The sequence below is a fragment of the Paraburkholderia fungorum genome (assembly GCF_900099835.1).
Classification (GTDB): domain Bacteria; phylum Pseudomonadota; class Gammaproteobacteria; order Burkholderiales; family Burkholderiaceae; genus Paraburkholderia; species Paraburkholderia fungorum_A.
Window position 1 is genome coordinate 1,469,209 of the sequence record NZ_FNKP01000002.1, and the last position, 15,122, is coordinate 1,484,330.

Annotated in this window: 11 protein-coding genes; 4 read left to right on the top strand and 7 right to left on the bottom strand. The window is 61.6% G+C overall.

Annotated elements, in window-relative coordinates; genetic code table 11:
• Nucleotide 1: 1 nt before the first annotated feature.
• A complete protein-coding gene (gene treA, locus BLS41_RS22470) occupies nucleotides 2–1,810 on the top strand; it encodes an alpha,alpha-trehalase TreA (RefSeq protein WP_074768820.1) in 1,809 nt (602 codons plus the stop codon).
• Between the two features lie 124 nt (nucleotides 1,811–1,934).
• Here treA and katE read toward each other — a convergent pair whose 3' ends face one another.
• The 3 genes from katE to BLS41_RS22485 all read right to left on the bottom strand — a co-directional run bounded on the left by katE (nucleotide 1,935) and on the right by BLS41_RS22485 (nucleotide 6,352).
• Nucleotides 1,935–4,046, bottom strand: coding sequence for a catalase HPII (gene katE, locus BLS41_RS22475; protein WP_074768822.1), 2,112 nt, complete (start codon nucleotides 4,044–4,046; stop codon nucleotides 1,935–1,937).
• Nucleotides 4,047–4,191: 145 nt separating this feature from the next.
• A complete protein-coding gene (locus tag BLS41_RS22480; RefSeq protein ID WP_074768824.1) occupies nucleotides 4,192–5,088 on the bottom strand; it encodes a MipA/OmpV family protein in 897 nt (298 codons plus the stop codon).
• A 373-nt stretch (nucleotides 5,089–5,461) separates the two neighbouring features.
• Nucleotides 5,462–6,352, bottom strand: coding sequence for a LysR family transcriptional regulator (locus BLS41_RS22485; protein WP_074768826.1), 891 nt, complete (start codon nucleotides 6,350–6,352; stop codon nucleotides 5,462–5,464).
• Between the two features lie 135 nt (nucleotides 6,353–6,487).
• Here BLS41_RS22485 and BLS41_RS22490 point away from each other — a divergent pair, with 135 nt between their 5' ends.
• Both BLS41_RS22490 and BLS41_RS22495 read left to right on the top strand, forming a co-directional pair.
• Nucleotides 6,488–7,213, top strand: coding sequence for a pirin family protein (locus BLS41_RS22490; protein ID WP_074768828.1), 726 nt, complete (start codon nucleotides 6,488–6,490; stop codon nucleotides 7,211–7,213).
• Between the two features lie 86 nt (nucleotides 7,214–7,299).
• Nucleotides 7,300–7,713 carry a DoxX family protein gene (locus BLS41_RS22495; protein ID WP_074768830.1) on the top strand — a complete coding sequence of 138 codons (414 nt, stop codon included), beginning with the start codon at nucleotides 7,300–7,302 and terminating at the stop codon, nucleotides 7,711–7,713.
• 85 nt (nucleotides 7,714–7,798) lie between these two features.
• Here the strand turns inward: BLS41_RS22495 and BLS41_RS22500 are convergent, their stop codons facing one another.
• From BLS41_RS22500 to prpR, 4 genes are all read right to left on the bottom strand, one after another.
• On the bottom strand, nucleotides 7,799–8,953 hold the full coding sequence (locus BLS41_RS22500) for an alkane 1-monooxygenase (protein ID WP_074768832.1): 1,155 nt from the start codon (nucleotides 8,951–8,953) through the stop codon (nucleotides 7,799–7,801).
• Between the two features lie 306 nt (nucleotides 8,954–9,259).
• On the bottom strand, nucleotides 9,260–10,849 hold the full coding sequence (gene ahpF / locus BLS41_RS22505) for an alkyl hydroperoxide reductase subunit F (protein WP_074768834.1): 1,590 nt from the start codon (nucleotides 10,847–10,849) through the stop codon (nucleotides 9,260–9,262).
• A gap of 168 nt (nucleotides 10,850–11,017) precedes the next feature.
• Complete coding sequence (gene ahpC / locus BLS41_RS22510) at nucleotides 11,018–11,581, bottom strand: alkyl hydroperoxide reductase subunit C (protein WP_074768836.1); 564 nt, start codon at nucleotides 11,579–11,581, stop codon at nucleotides 11,018–11,020.
• Nucleotides 11,582–11,718: 137 nt separating this feature from the next.
• Entirely contained in the window at nucleotides 11,719–13,761 is a 2,043-nt protein-coding gene (prpR, locus tag BLS41_RS22515) for a propionate catabolism operon regulatory protein PrpR (protein ID WP_253189733.1), read from the bottom strand.
• Between the two features lie 167 nt (nucleotides 13,762–13,928).
• Between prpR and BLS41_RS22520 the strand changes: the two genes are divergently transcribed.
• Complete coding sequence (locus BLS41_RS22520; RefSeq protein WP_074768838.1) at nucleotides 13,929–14,810, top strand: isocitrate lyase/PEP mutase family protein; 882 nt, start codon at nucleotides 13,929–13,931, stop codon at nucleotides 14,808–14,810.
• The last annotated feature ends 312 nt before the right edge of the window (nucleotides 14,811–15,122 follow it).

Genomic DNA, 15,122 nt, shown 5'->3' on the forward strand with positions numbered 1-15,122 from the left:
GATGCCTTCTCAAGACCTGCTCTGCCTTTCCCGCGCCGCCACGCGCACTGTTCTCGCCGCCGCCATCGCGTGGCACGTTTCGCTGGCCATCGCGGACCAGCCTTCGCCCGCCGCCACCTCCGGCATCACGCACGTCGCCGTGCACGTCGAGCCGCCTACGCAGGCGTCACCGGTCGTGGCCGTGCCGCCGTCGGAGCAATATCCGGCGTTATATCGCGACGTGCAGCTCGCGCATCTGTACCCCGACAGCAAGACTTTCGCGGACATGGTTCCACTAGCGCCGCCCGCGCAAATCGCCGCCGCTTACGACGACGCGAAGCAGCAGCCGAACTTCAACCTCGCCGATTTCGTAAAGAAGAACTTCACGCTGCCTGCACGCACCGCGAAAGCGTACGTGTCCGATCCGAACCAGAGTGTGGTCGATCACATCGATACGTTATGGAACGTTTTGCGCCGCGAGCCGGATGCGACCGCGAGTCCGTGGTCGTCGCTGCTACCGCTGCCGTATCCGTACATCGTGCCGGGGGACCGTTTCGACGAAATTTATTACTGGGACTCGTATTTCATCATGCTCGGTCTCGAACAGAGCGGGCAGCATGCGCTGGTAGTCGACGAATTGAAGAACTTCGCGACCTTGATCGACCGCTACGGCCATATTCCGAACGGCAACCGCACTTACTATCTGAGCCGCTCGCAACCGCCGTTCTTTTCGCAGATGGTCCGGCTCGTCGCGGAGAAAGACGGCGACGCCGTCTATGCGCAGTATCTGCCCGAATTGCAGCGCGAATACGCGTACTGGATGAACGGCAGCGAAGGGCTGCCCGCCGGTCACGCGAGCCGCCATGTCGTGCGTCTCGCGGACGGAACGTTATTTAACCGCTACTGGGACGAGCGCGCGACACCGCGTGACGAGTCGTATCGCGAAGACGTGCTGACCGCGCAGCAGACGCCGCAACGCGATTCCGCGGACCTATGGCGCAATTTGCGGGCAGGCGGCGAGACCGGCTGGGATTTCAGCTCGCGCTGGTTTGCCGACGGCAAGACGCTGGCCACCGTCGACGTGACTTCGCTCGTGCCGGTCGATCTGAACAGCCTGCTGGTCGATCTGGAGCACACGCTGGCGAAAGCTTACCGGATGCGCGGCGACGTCACGCACGCGGAGAACATGGAGCAGCGCGCGGCCACGCGTGCCGACGCGATTCGTCGCGTGTTGTGGGACCCGCAATTGCAGGCGTTCGGCGATTACGATTTTGTGAATCGCACGTTGACTCACCGGCTGACGGCGGCGACCGTGTATCCGCTATATACGGGCGTAGCCAGCCGCCAGCAGGCGAAGGCGGTGGCCGCGACCGTGCAACGCGAATTGCTGCGTCCGGGCGGGCTTGCGACCACGCAAGTGAATAGCGGTCAGCAATGGGATGCGCCGAACGGCTGGGCGCCGCTGCAATATCTGGCCGTGCTGGGTTTGCGGCGGTATGGCGAGTCGGAACTGGCGCGCACCATCGCGACGCGCTGGATCAGGACCAACGTCGATTATTACCAGCACACGGGTAAGCTCGTGGAGAAATACGATGTCGATGCAGCGACGCCGGGTGTGTCGGCGGGAGGCGGCGAATATCCGTTGCAGGACGGCTTTGGATGGACCAACGGTGTGCTGCGCGCACTGCTGGTGATGTATCCGCAATCGGCCCAGGCCGCGCGGCCCAGCGATATTCCCGAGGGGCCGGCGGGGGTGTCGGCTGCGGCGGCATCGGCGGCGGCCGCGTCTAAAAATACGCACCGGCTGCGTGGGACGCGGGTGAATCCTTAGGCGCGGTTCGCGCGGCTGACTTCGCACTGCCGCGGTCGTGCATAAAAAACTGGCCGGTCTGAACAGCACCGGCCAGTTTTACTTCAGCGTGTCACTTCCAGAGCACTCAGACCACTCAGGCAAATTACGCAGGCACCGATTCCGCCTGCGCCGCACGCGACCACACGCGATGCTGCTCAGCGGCCTGGATGAACGCCTTGAGCACGTCCGTCGCCTTCTTGTCGTCACCCGTGAATACGCCGTCCGCATTGTCCGGCAATTGTGCGGCCACTAGCACGTCTCGCCCCGCACCGATTGCCGCGATCGCCTTCAGATGCTTGAACGCTTCAAGCACAAAATGCCGTGCGTCTCCCGATTGCGCCAGCACCTTCGCGCCCGCATCGCCGCCGACTACGATGACCGCGTCGAACATGATCGAAGGCAGGCCGGCAATCGTCGCATCGGGCGCCATGCCGTCGATGGCAGCCAGTGTCGGCGCAATCAGCATCGGCGCAGCGCCCTCGCCCTGCAGCGCCTGCTGAAGCTTTCTAATCGCCGCGCCATCCGAACCGGGCGCGGCCAGCAACGCAATCTTGCGAGTCTTGATACCCGGCTGCACACGATTGAGCAGGCTCAACGCAGGCGACTCCTTCGGACCCGCCAGCTTCGCCGTCCCCTTCTTCGGCGCAGGGAGACCCAAACCTTCGGCAACTTGCGCCGCCAGGCCGGCATCGAAATTCGCAAGAATCTCGTTGACCACGCGAGCGCGTATTTCCGGCTTCGTCACTTTGCCGAGTTCGAATTGATACGCCGCGGCGATATGGTCCTTCTCCGGTTGCGACATGCTGTTATAGAACAGCGCGGCCTGCGAGAAATGATCGGCGAACGACTCGCTGCGCACGCGAATCTTCGTGCCTTCCACGCGCTCCTGATAACTTTCGAAGCCGCCGTCCGACGGCGCGGGATCGGTTTCCTTAGGCCAGCCGCCGCTCAGCGAATTCGGCTCATACGAAGCCTGCCCGACATTGATTGTCTGCCGATGCATCGCATCGCGCTGATTGTTGACATATGGGCATACCGGACGGTTGATCGGAATCTCATGGAAATTCGGTCCGCCGAGGCGGCTGATCTGCGTATCCGTATAGGAAAACAGGCGCCCTTGCAGCAGAGGATCGTTCGAGAAATCGATACCCGGCACGACATGGCCTGGATGGAACGCCACCTGTTCAGTCTCGGCGAAGAAGTTATCCGGATTGCGATTGAGCGTCATCTTGCCGACGATTTTCACCGGCACCAGTTCTTCAGGAATCAGCTTGGTCGGATCGAGAAGGTCGAAGTCGAACTTGTGCTCGTCTTCTTCCTCGACAATCTGCACGCCGAGTTCAAACTCCGGGAAGTCACCCCGTTCAATCGACTCCCACAAATCGCGTCGATGAAAATCCGGGTCTTTGCCCGCAAGTTTCTGCGCCTCATCCCATAGCAGCGAGTAAGAACCCAGTACCGGACGCCAGTGGAATTTAACGAATCGCCCTTTACCCTCGGCATTCACGAAGCGGAACGTATGAATGCCGAAGCCTTCCATCGTGCGCAAGCTGCGGGGAATCGCACGGTCTGACATGGTCCACAGCACCATATGCGCGGACTCGGGCACGAGCGATACAAAGTCCCAGAAGGTATCGTGCGCGGAACCGCCGGTCGGCATTTCGTTCGGCGCTTCCGGTTTCACCGCATGCACGAAGTCCGGGAACTTGATGGCATCCTGAATAAAAAACACCGGCATGTTATTGCCGACCAGATCGTAATTGCCTTCCTGCGTGTAGAACTTCACCGCAAAGCCGCGCACGTCGCGCACGGTATCGGCGGAACCACGCGGACCTTGCACCGTGGAGAAGCGCACATAAACGGGCGTCTGCTCCGATGGGTCCTGCAGAAACGCCGCCTTCGTGTATTCGCTCATCGACTCGTAAACCTGAAACACGCCGTGCGCCGCCGAACCGCGTGCATGCACGATGCGCTCAGGAATACGTTCGTGATCGAAGTGCGTGATCTTTTCACGCATGATGAAATCTTCAAGCAGAGACGGTCCGCGTGGACCGGCGCGCAACGTGTTCTGGTTGTCGGAAATCTTGACGCCCTGATTGGTTCTCAGCGCTTCACCGTCCGGCTTGACGCGAAATTTTTCCAGATCCTTCGATTTCGGATCACCAGCCTGCGCGTTCTTTGCCGCGGGCTTCTGCGAATTCGTTTTTCCTGCCATGGGGATCGACTCCTTGTGTTCTGGCGCGCCGTTGAAAAGCCGGTTTGACGCGCAACAAGAAGTCAGCAAGCGATATACCCGCGCGTACGCGAACGCGCAGCGCGGGTTTGATACAGAAGCCTTACCAGCAGGAAAACGTGTTACGTCAGAAGCGATAGTTGATGGAGATATCCGCCACGCCGGTCGCCTTGCTGCGCGTAATCGGACTGTTGCCCGCGCTGCCCACCAACTGTTCGAAAGCGCCGTCTGCGGTCGCGAACCAGTGCTTGTTGAACAGCCAGACCGCGCTGATCCCGAAGCCCACCGATTTGAATCCGGCACTCGCGTGATACTGCTGATACTGCGAGTGCGCAGCCTGAGTCTGATTCACGCCGAACCAGCTGTTCATATAGTTCGAGTCGGCCAGCGACACGTTCGGCCCCGCGAACCAGAAGAACTGCTTCGTGCTGCCCGGCATCGGCATATACGCACCCAAATCGCCGATCCAGCCATTCGATCCGCCGAAATAGCGCCGCACGTCCGCTCGCAGCACGAGCGGGAAGTCCTTCGAAATGACGTATTCGGCCGCGAGTTTGAGACCCGGCGCCGCGTTGATGTTGCCGAGTCCGTTCAACTCCTGCGGATCGTCCTGCGCGCGTCGGCCGAGATCGTAGACGGCGGCAAGACTCGCGCGCCAGTTCTGGCCCTGCGCGAAATTGACGCCGAAACCTTCGCCGCTCGACAGGAAAAACAGATCCTTGTAGCGCACGTCGATACTCGGGCCGGCCACGATGTGATAACGATCCGAGCCTTCGAAGCGCGGCTGGAACGAACTGGCCGCGCCAAGACGCACTTGCCAGTCGGGAATGGTCGGCTGCCACATCTTCTGCAATGGGATGCCAACCGAGTATTGCCACTCACCCAATGGCGAAGGCGTTTGAGCCGAAGCCGAGGCCGGCAGGAAGGCGATGCCGCCGAGGGTCGCTGCAACCAGAGACGTTGCCGCGATGCTTGTTTGTTTATTGCGAAGCTGGCCGCCCCGCTTTCTACGGCTGTTCAACACCAGAAGCCTCCGATTTCGCGTATCGCGAAAGGGTTAGAGTCGCGCGCCGAGGTTCATCGCGGTTGAAATAGCCGGGGAACTCGAGGCGCTGCTGTGTAAGGCACGTAATTTTTTCAACGATCGACACGCGTTATCTGGACGAGAACCGCTTCATATTGGCTGACACCCGCCTGACAGCGCTTTTTGTATGAACAGGTTCATGCGCAAGATTTGCCGACAGAGGCCTATGTGCAAAATTTGCGCCAAGGGATTTGAAGGAATGTTCGGGTGGCTGCGTTGAGAACATCAATTCGCGGATCGGGCCGCGGTACGCGTTAAGGCACGAACCCCTGCCAACGCCTACACACGCGCCACCCCACGCCACGCGAAAAATTTAAACCGCGAACTGCTTCCGCAGTTGCGCGCGCAGGAATTCGACGAATGCCCGTATCGTCACCGAGCTTTGCCGATGCTGCGGATAAACCGCGTACACGCTGGTCGCGCCCGGCAGGAAGTCTTCGAGCACGGGCATCAGTTGCCCGCTCCTGAGCGCATCGGCGACGATGAAATCCGGCAGCCGGACAATGCCGAGCCCCGCCACCGCCGCATCGCGAATCAGATCGCCATTGTTAGCGCGCAACGGTCCGTGAACCTCAACCCCTTTCACCGTCCCGTCGACGACAAAATCCCAGCTGACCGCGCCGCCGTGCCCGTAAAGCAGACACGCATGACGCGCGAGATCCGCCGGGACCGCCGGCTTGCCGCGACGCCTTGCGTAACCGGGGCTGCAACACGCGACCATCCGCACGTCGACCAGTTTCTGCGCGACCAGCGTGGAGTCGGGCAATACGCCGATGCGGATCGCCATGTCGAAGCCTTCGCCGACCACGTCGACCGTGCGATCGCTCAATTCCATGTCGAAGCGCACCTCGCCGTTCTCGCGCAGAAACATCGCCACCAGCGGCGACAGATGCATCATCCCGAACGACATCGGCGCGCTCACACGTAACAGCCCGCGCGGCCCCGCGCGTCGCAGCGACATGGCCTGCTCGGCATCCTCGACTTCACCGAGGATGCGCCGCGCGCGCTCGTAGAACTCCTGCCCGAGTTCGGTCACCGCCAGCTTGCGCGTATTGCGGATCAGCAGTTGCACGCCGAGCGCTTCTTCCAGCGCCATCACGCGTCGGCTGACGAACTGCTTGGACAACGAGAGCCGGCTCGCTGCGGCGGTGAAGTTACGCGCGTCGACCGTGGCGACGAAGATCCGCATGTCTTCGAGTTGCATTTATTGTCCACTCCATGGTGACAGTGTTTCCAATTTAGCATCGATTATATCCATCCGGATTGACCTACACTGTCGTTCATGGATCGCGGACAAACAAACAACTGCCCGGATCGCACAACCCAAGGAGAGAACAAGATGCTCGAAATCAGACACGCCAATCAACGTGGCCGCGCCGAACACGGCTGGCTTAGCTCGCGTCACACGTTTTCCTTTGCGCACTATCACGATCCGAAGCAGAACGGCTTCTCCGACCTGCTGGTGATCAACGACGACCGCGTCGCACCGGCTCAGGGTTTCGGCAAGCACCCGCACCGCGACATGGAAATCTTCTCGTACGTGCTGGAAGGCGCGCTCGAACATAAGGACACGATGGGCACCGGCTCGGTGATCGTGCCCGGCGACGTCCAGTTGATGAGCGCCGGAACCGGCGTGGCGCACAGCGAATACAACCATTCGAAGACGGAGCCGGTCCACTTCATGCAGATCTGGATCGCACCGGGCGAGATGGGCACGACGCCGCGTTACCAGCAGCGGCATTTTGGTGCGGACCAGAAGCGTGGTGCGCTGCGCCTGATCCTGTCACCGGACGGCGCGAACGAATCGCTGGTAGTGCAGCAGGATGCGCGGGTGTATGCAGGTCTGTTCGACGGCGATGAGACGGCGCGGCTCGAATTGGCGAGCGACCGGTATGCGTATGTTCAGGTGGCGCGCGGCAAGGTCACGGTGAACGGCGTCGAGCTGAATGAAGGCGACGGTGCGCGAGTGCGCGGAGAAGAAGCGCTGACCTTCACGCAAGGCCACGATGCAGAAGTGCTGGTGTTCGATCTGCGAAACATCGAGACATCGGCGATGTGGGCTTGAGTTGCCTGCTGGTTTAAACATGATTCGCCGGCTTTCGATGCCGGCGAATCACTCTCCTTCAATACCTGAATCATCGATAAAAAATCATGCGCTACACACTGTTTGAAAACCAGAAAGACGCGGTCATTCTCGTCGCCCGCATCCTGTTGATGGTGCTGTTCGTCATGTTCGGCTGGTCGAAACTGACCGGCTTCTCCGGCACCGTCGCGTATATGACATCGACTGGCGCGCCTGTGCCCGAGTTGTCGGCGATCATCGCCGTGGTGATGGAATTCGTGGTCGGCGTCGCACTCGTGGTGGGCTTTTACACGCGGCCGCTGGCGTTGGTACTCGCGGTTTATACGCTTGGCACCGCGTTCATCGGGCACCACTACTGGAACATGACCGGCGCCGCGCAATACGACAACATGATCCACTTCTACAAAAACATCAGCGTGATCGGCGGACTGCTGCTGTTGTGCGTGACCGGTGCAGGCAAGTACTCGATCGACCGGCGTTAAAAGTACTCGCATCGTTTCAGTTAAAAGCCGCGTGGCATCGAAAGATGCCACGCGGCTTTTTTGTTTTGCCGTGATATACGCGCAACTATCCCGCGAATTCCGCCAGCACACGCTCACGAATCGCAGGCCTGATATTCGACTGCATCATGTTCCCGCCATAATGCGCGACGACCCGCGGATTCATCACGCGAAACCATAACGGCGGGACATACGCGAGCATGATCATCGTCGCGTAGCCGGACGGCAATTGCGGCGCATTGTCGAAATGACGCAGCGCCTGAAACGAGCGAGTCGGATTCGCATGATGATCGGCGTGGCGCTGCAACTGGTACAGAAACAGGTTCGTCACGACGCGATTGCTGTTCCACGAATGCTGCGGCTGACAGCGCTCATAGCGGCCGCTCGCAAGCTGCTTGCGGCCAAGTCCGTAGTGCTCGAGATAATTGACCACTTCGAGCAGGGACGCGCCATACACCGCCTGGATCAGCAGGAACGGCAGCACCTTCAGGCCGAATAACGCGATCGCCGCTCCCCACAACACCACCGTCATCGCCCATGCGTGCAGCACTTCATTGCGCCACGTCCACGGCGATTTGCCGAGGCGTTCGAGCCGGTGCTTTTCGAGCCGCCACGCGGACGCAATGCTGCCCGACACCGTGCGCGGCAAAAATGCCCAGAACGACTCGCCGTAGCGCGCGCTGGCCGGATCGGCGGCGGTCGCCACGCGCACATGATGACCGCGATTGTGTTCGACGAAAAAATGCCCGTACGCGACCGGCGCCAGCGTAATTTTCGCGAGCCATCGTTCGAAGCGGTTGGTCTTGTGGCCGAGTTCGTGCGCGGTGTTGATCGACACGCCCGTCGCCGCACCGAGCGATAACGCAAAGCCCACGTAGTCGTACCAGACCAGCGTACGCGTTGCGACAATCCATAACGCGCCGAAGAACGACGCGTATTCGGCACACGTCGCGAGATAGACGATGCGGCGGTAGTAGCGCTCTTTCTCCAGCGTGGGAACGACGTCGTCGGGCGGATTGCTGGTGTCGTCGCCGATCAGATAGTCGGCCACGGGAATGATCGTGAAGACGAAGATCGGCCCAAACCACCAGAAGATGTGCCACCCGGTGGACAGCGCGAGCCACGCAGCGTGCAAAGGCAAAGTGATCGTGAGCGCGCCGAGCAGCCACAAGTAGCGCTTGCTATCGGTCCACCGGTCGCGGGCCGCATCCGTTGTCGACATTGTCTCCCTCCTTTTTTATCGTCCGACACGTCGCAAGTTTGCGCGGGCGAACGTTTTCTAACTCCCAGATTTATATGGTCTGACGCGACGGATAGCCAGAGAATCCGGCCAGGTGAGAGTCTCCAAACAATCGCCTCGCAAAGCGCGCATATGTCACGCGGTTCGAGCGGGCGAATGAAACAGGCGTTGGATGACGTGTTGCAGCGCACATTGCGTGCATGCGGGCGGAAACGCGAAAGCAAATAAAAACGGCGGCCCGCAGGCCGCCGTTCGATACAACAACTACCACACTACCGGATACTCGAATCAGACAGCTTCCGCTTCCGCCACGCTGACCGCTTCCACTTCTTCGCTATTGCGGATCAGGTGATCGAATGCCGACAACGAAGCCTTCGCGCCCTCGCCCACTGCAATCACGATCTGCTTGAACGGGACCGTGGTCACGTCGCCGGCGGCGAACACGCCCGGCACCGACGTCGCGCCGCGTGCATCGACGACGATCTCGCCGTGCTTCGACAACTCGACCGTGCCCTTCAGCCATTCGGTGTTCGGCACGAGACCGATCTGCACGAATACGCCTTCCAGTTCGACCGTTTTCACTTCTCCCGAACGCAGGTCCTTGTAGACCAGACCGTTGACCTTCTTGCCGTCGCCGGTGATTTCGGTGGTCTGAGCCTGCGTGACGATGGTTACGTTCGGCAGGCTGCGCAGCTTGCGTTGCAGCACTTCGTCGGCACGCAGCGTCGCGCCGAATTCGAACAGCGTCACTTCGCGGACGATACCCGCGAGGTCGATTGCCGCTTCGACGCCTGAATTGCCGCCGCCGATCACTGCGACGCGCTTGCCCTTGAACAGCGGGCCATCGCAGTGCGGGCAGTACGCTACGCCATGATTGCGGTACTCGCGCTCGCCCGGCACGTTGATCTCGCGCCAGCGCGCACCGGTCGCCAGAATCACGGTCTTCGCCTTCAGCACCGCGCCATTCGCCAGACGCACCTCGTTGATGCGCCCCGGGATCAGCGCTTCGGCACGCTGCACGTCCATGATGTCGACTTCATACGTCTTCACGTGCTGTTCGAGCGCCGTCGCGAACTTCGGCCCTTCGGTTTCCGTCACCGAGACAAAGTTTTCGATGGCGAGCGTGTCGAGCACCTGACCGCCGAAGCGTTCCGCGACGACACCCGTCGCAATGCCCTTGCGCGCCGAATAAATTGCCGCCGCCGCACCCGCCGGGCCGCCGCCGACGATCAGCGTGTCGAACACCGGCTTCTTTTCCAGTTCCTTCGCGGCACGCGCACCGGCGTTGGTGTCGAGTTTCGCGAGGATTTCCTTCACACCGCTGCGGCCCTGACCGAACACTTCACCGTTCATGAACATGGTCGGTACCGCCATGATCTGGCGCGCTTCGACTTCGTTCTGGAACAGCGCGCCGTCGATCGCCACGTGGCGGATGCGCGGGTTGATCAGCGCCATCACGTTCAGCGCCTGGACGACTTCCGGGCAGTTCTGGCATGACAGCGAAAAATACGTTTCGAACTGATAGTCGCCGTCGAGATTGCGGATCTGTTCGATCACTGCATCGTCGAGTTTGACCGGGTGGCCGCCGACCTGCAGCAACGCGAGGACGAGCGACGTGAATTCATGTCCCATCGGAATGCCCGCGAAGCGGATGCCCGTATCCTTGCCAGGCTGGCTGATCGAGAACGACGGCTTGCGTTCGCTATCGCCACGGCGTTCGATGACAGTGACACGTTCCGACAACGTCGCGATATCGTTCAGCAATGCCAGCAATTCCTGCGATTTCGCGCTGTCGTCGAGCGAGGCGACGATCTCGATAGGGTTACTAACCTTTTCGAGGTACGTTTTCAACTGGGTCTTGAGGTTGGCATCAAGCATGGCGATTCGATTCCGTGACGTGGGTGTTGGGTTCCCGGCGCCGCACGCCGTCCGGGTAGGACGGGTACGGCCCGGGGACGCGCGAATCGCTGCATCAAGCGATTCGCACGGTACTGCCGATGCGCTGTGAAGCGCTTACTGCTTCGGGTCACTTTGGACCGTCGGACCTTAGATCTTGCCGATCAGGTCCAGCGACGGGGTCAGCGTGTCTGCGCCCGGCGTCCACTTGGCGGGGCAAACTTCACCCGGGTGCGATGCGACGTATTGAGCAGCCTGCACCTTGCGCAGCAGTTCGCCTGCGTCACGGCCGATACCGTTGTCGTGCACTTCCGACAGCTTGATCTCGCCTTCCGGGTTGATCACGAACGTGCCGCGCAGTGCCAGGCCTTCTTCTTCGATCAGCACGTCGAAAGCGCGCGAGATTGCCAGCGTCGGATCGGCGATCATCGGGTACTTGATCTTCTGGATCGTGTCCGACGTGTCGTGCCATGCCTTGTGCGTGAAGTGCGTATCGGTCGACACGCTGTAGATTTCGACGCCGAGCTTCTGGAATTCGGCGTAACGATCGGCCAGGTCACCCAGTTCGGTCGGGCAAACAAACGTGAAGTCGGCCGGATAGAAAACGAAAACCGACCACTTGCCCTTCAGGCTTTCTTCAGTGACGGTCACGAAATCGCCGTTGTGATAAGCCTGTGCCTTGAACGGTTTGACTTGACTGTTGATGATCGGCATTTGCTGAGTCCTCTTTCTGGGTGGTTGGAAAGTGGAGTCAGTATCTCAGACGACGCTTAATAGGTAAAGCGGATTGTTTTAATCATAGCGATAGTCTGACACTATTTATTTCGGGCGCGGCGCCTATCGCACCGGTATCAGTCCTTCAGAAGCCGCCAGAGCGTCGTGCGGCCGATGCCCAGCGCCCGGCTTGCCGCGGCGCGATTGCCGCCCGCCAGTTCGAGGGCGTGGAGCGCCTCGTCGCGGGTCGGTGTGGCCGGGCGGCCGGTCTCGCCGCGTGCAATGGAATGTAAGCCGTTCGCCACCGGTTTGGAGCGATGCAGCACTTGCGTCATCCGTCCAAATTCGGGGAATACCGCTTGCCAATCCTGCGGCGTGCTGCCAGCGGCTATGTCACTGCCGTCGCTGCCGTCCAGATAAATCGCGGCGCGCGCCAGTAGATTTTCCAGTTCCCGCACGTTGCCAGGCCACGCGTAGTGCTCGAAAAGCGGTGCAAGAAACCTGAGCACCTGGCCAGGCGCCGCATCCGCAAGACCATATTGGAGCGTGTTCCGGCTTAACAAGTGGCGCGCCAGCGGCTCGATATCGTCGCGCCGTTCGCGCAGCGGCGGCAATTCTATCTGAAGCAGATTAAGACGAAAATACAAATCCGCGCGAAACGCCCCCTGCCCGACGAGCGCATGCAAGTCTCGATGAGTCGCGGCGATAACCCGCACGTCGACCGGCGTAGCGCGTCCCGAACCGAGCTTCATCACCTCGCGTTCCTGCAATACGCGCAGCAGCCGGCTCTGCAGCGCAGGCGGCATTTCGCCGATTTCATCGAGAAAAATCGTGCCGGTGTGGGCGATTTCGAACAGGCCCGGCTTGCCGCCCCGGCGCGCGCCGGTGAACGCGCCCTCCTCGTGGCCGAACAGTTCGCTTTCGATCAGGCCCTCCGGCAACGCCGCGCAGTTGAACGCGACGAACGGATTGCCGCGCCGCCGGCTCGCGTTATGGATGCCCTGCGCGACCAGCTCCTTGCCGGTGCCGCTTTCGCCGGAGAGCAGCACGGTGGCATCGTGCGCCGCGCCCGCGCGCGCGAGGCGGCGCACCCGTTCGAGCGCCGCCGACGCGCCGATCAGATCGTCCAGCCGATGCCGCGCGACCAGATGCTTCGGCCGCTGGCTGGTGCGCAGCGTGCGGTCGATCCGTTGCGCGACCAGCGCGTCCTGCGCCGTCACCACCGAGCCGGAGCGGATACCCTGCTCGACGATCGGCATGCAGTTGACGATCAGCGAGCGCGCGCCGATCTGCTCGATGCGCTCCTCGATCGGCTGATCGCGGGCCAGTGTTTCGCGCAGCAGCGGTGCGACGGCGCGGGCCACCTGCGCGGGCATGTCCGGTTCGCGATCCGCGTTCGTCGTCGATGGATTCAAACCCAGCAATTCGAGCATCGCCGGGTTGACGGCTTCGAGTTGCCCCGCCTCGTCGAACGCGGCGACGCCATCGCGCAGATGCGCGACGATCGTGTTCAGCCGCACCCGCTTCGACTCTTTCTGACGACTCACACGCGCCAGTTCGACCGAGCGCTCGAACGCCTCCTCGACCGCGCCGAGCGAGTACAGAAATACGCTCTCCAGCCCCGCCTGCTGCGCGACATCGCAAGCCATGCCCGGGCCGATGATGACGCTGCAACCGTCGGCGGCGAGCTGGTCGACCGCTACTCGCACTTCGTCGATGGAGCGGTAAGCGTGCTGTTTCAGCCCGATGTTCAGCCACGGCGTCAGATCGGCGAGTTCGTGTGAAATCGTTTCGTGCAGCACCAGGCCGACCCGCGCGCCGGGCCACGTGGTGGTGGCGCGCGTGATCGCGCTCAGCACGTCGAAGCCGTTCACCTTGACCATCACGACCGGCACGCTCAGGTGTTCGCGCAGATACGCACCGTTCGATCCGGCGGCGAGCACGACGTCGACCGCGCCGGCATCCACGTAGGTCTGCAACGCGGCGACGGCCGCGCCGTAACCCTCGCGCACTGAAAAGAACCGGGCGCGGCCGGCGTAGCGCGGCGCGACCGTCTCGCAAAGCGACTGCAGGCGGCTGATACTCACGAGAGCGACGCCCGGCCGGCCGGGATCGAGATTCGCAACAGACGACGTGAAAGTGGACAACGCGGCGCTCCGGCTGAATTTGAAACGTTCCATGAAACGTTTCATGGAACAGCAGGCTTATTTTGCCACGAACGCATTGGGCCACCCTTCACGCGCCAAGCTACTGATTTGCCGGATAAAGCATCGAACTGCCGCCCAATGGCACGCTTCCTGCAAAATATCTGCCACTGTCTGGCAATCACTCTTCTGGAGACACTCACATGACCACCACTGCCGCCCGCCGCGCCGCGTTCCGCGCCAAAGTCAACGAACGCCAGGGCCTGCTCGTGCCCGGCGCGTTCAATGCAATGAGCGCGCGCGTGATCGAGGACGCCGGTTTCGAAGCGCTTTACATCACCGGCGCGGGCGTCACCAATATGTCGCTCGGCCTGCCAGATCTGGGCTTCATCGGACTCGCGGAGGTCGCCGAACACACGGCGCGGATTCGCGATGCGGTCGCGCTGCCGCTGATCGTCGACGCCGACACGGGCTTCGGCAACGCGCTGAACGTGCGGCAGACCGTGCGCGTGCTGGAGCGCAGCGGCGCGGACGTGATCCAGTTCGAAGACCAGGTCATGCCGAAAAAATGCGGCCACTTTTCGGGCAAGGAAGTGGTCAGCGCGAGCGAGATGGTCGGCAAGATCCGCGCGGCCGTCGATGCCCGCGAAGACGGCAATCTGCAGATCATGGCGCGCACCGATTCGGCGGCCGTGCACGGCATCGAAGACGCGATCGAGCGCGGTCACCGGTTTATCGAGGCAGGCGCGGACATTCTGTTTATCGAAGCCACCGAATCGCTGGCCGACATCGAACGTCTGCCGTCGCTGTTCGACAAGCCGCAGTTGATCAACATCGTGATCGGCGGCAAGACGCCGGTGCAATCGCGCGAGGCGCTCGCGAAACTCGGTTACGGGATCGTGTTGTACGCAAACGCGGCGCTGCAGGGCGCGGTACTCGGAATGCAGCGCGCGCTCGGTTCGCTCAAAGGCAACGGACGGCTCGACGAAGACGCGACGCTGGTCGCGCCGTTCAGCGAACGTCAGCGACTGGTGAACAAGCCGCTGTATGACAAGCTGGATCGCGAGTACGCGGCGAAGGACTGAGTTGTAAGCAAGGGAAAGGCGGCGGGTTCGGTTGTCGGCGGCGTGGTGTGACGCTGGCCGTCGCGGCTCGCCGCTTTACCGTTTTTTTCTCGGCGACTTCGCCGCGCATGACGTGCTCACGCACTCGCTCACCCGCTCGGCGACTCAGCAAAGCGCCCAGGCGCAAGCAGCACCTCGTATCACAGACAGCGGGAAGCCCACCCCACACGCGACTCGTCGCCGTCAGTTCCGAACACCATCAGCCCGCTTCGAACACGGGCGGCATGCGCCATGCATGCCCTCCCGCACGGTATGGCGCGATTTATTGCGTTA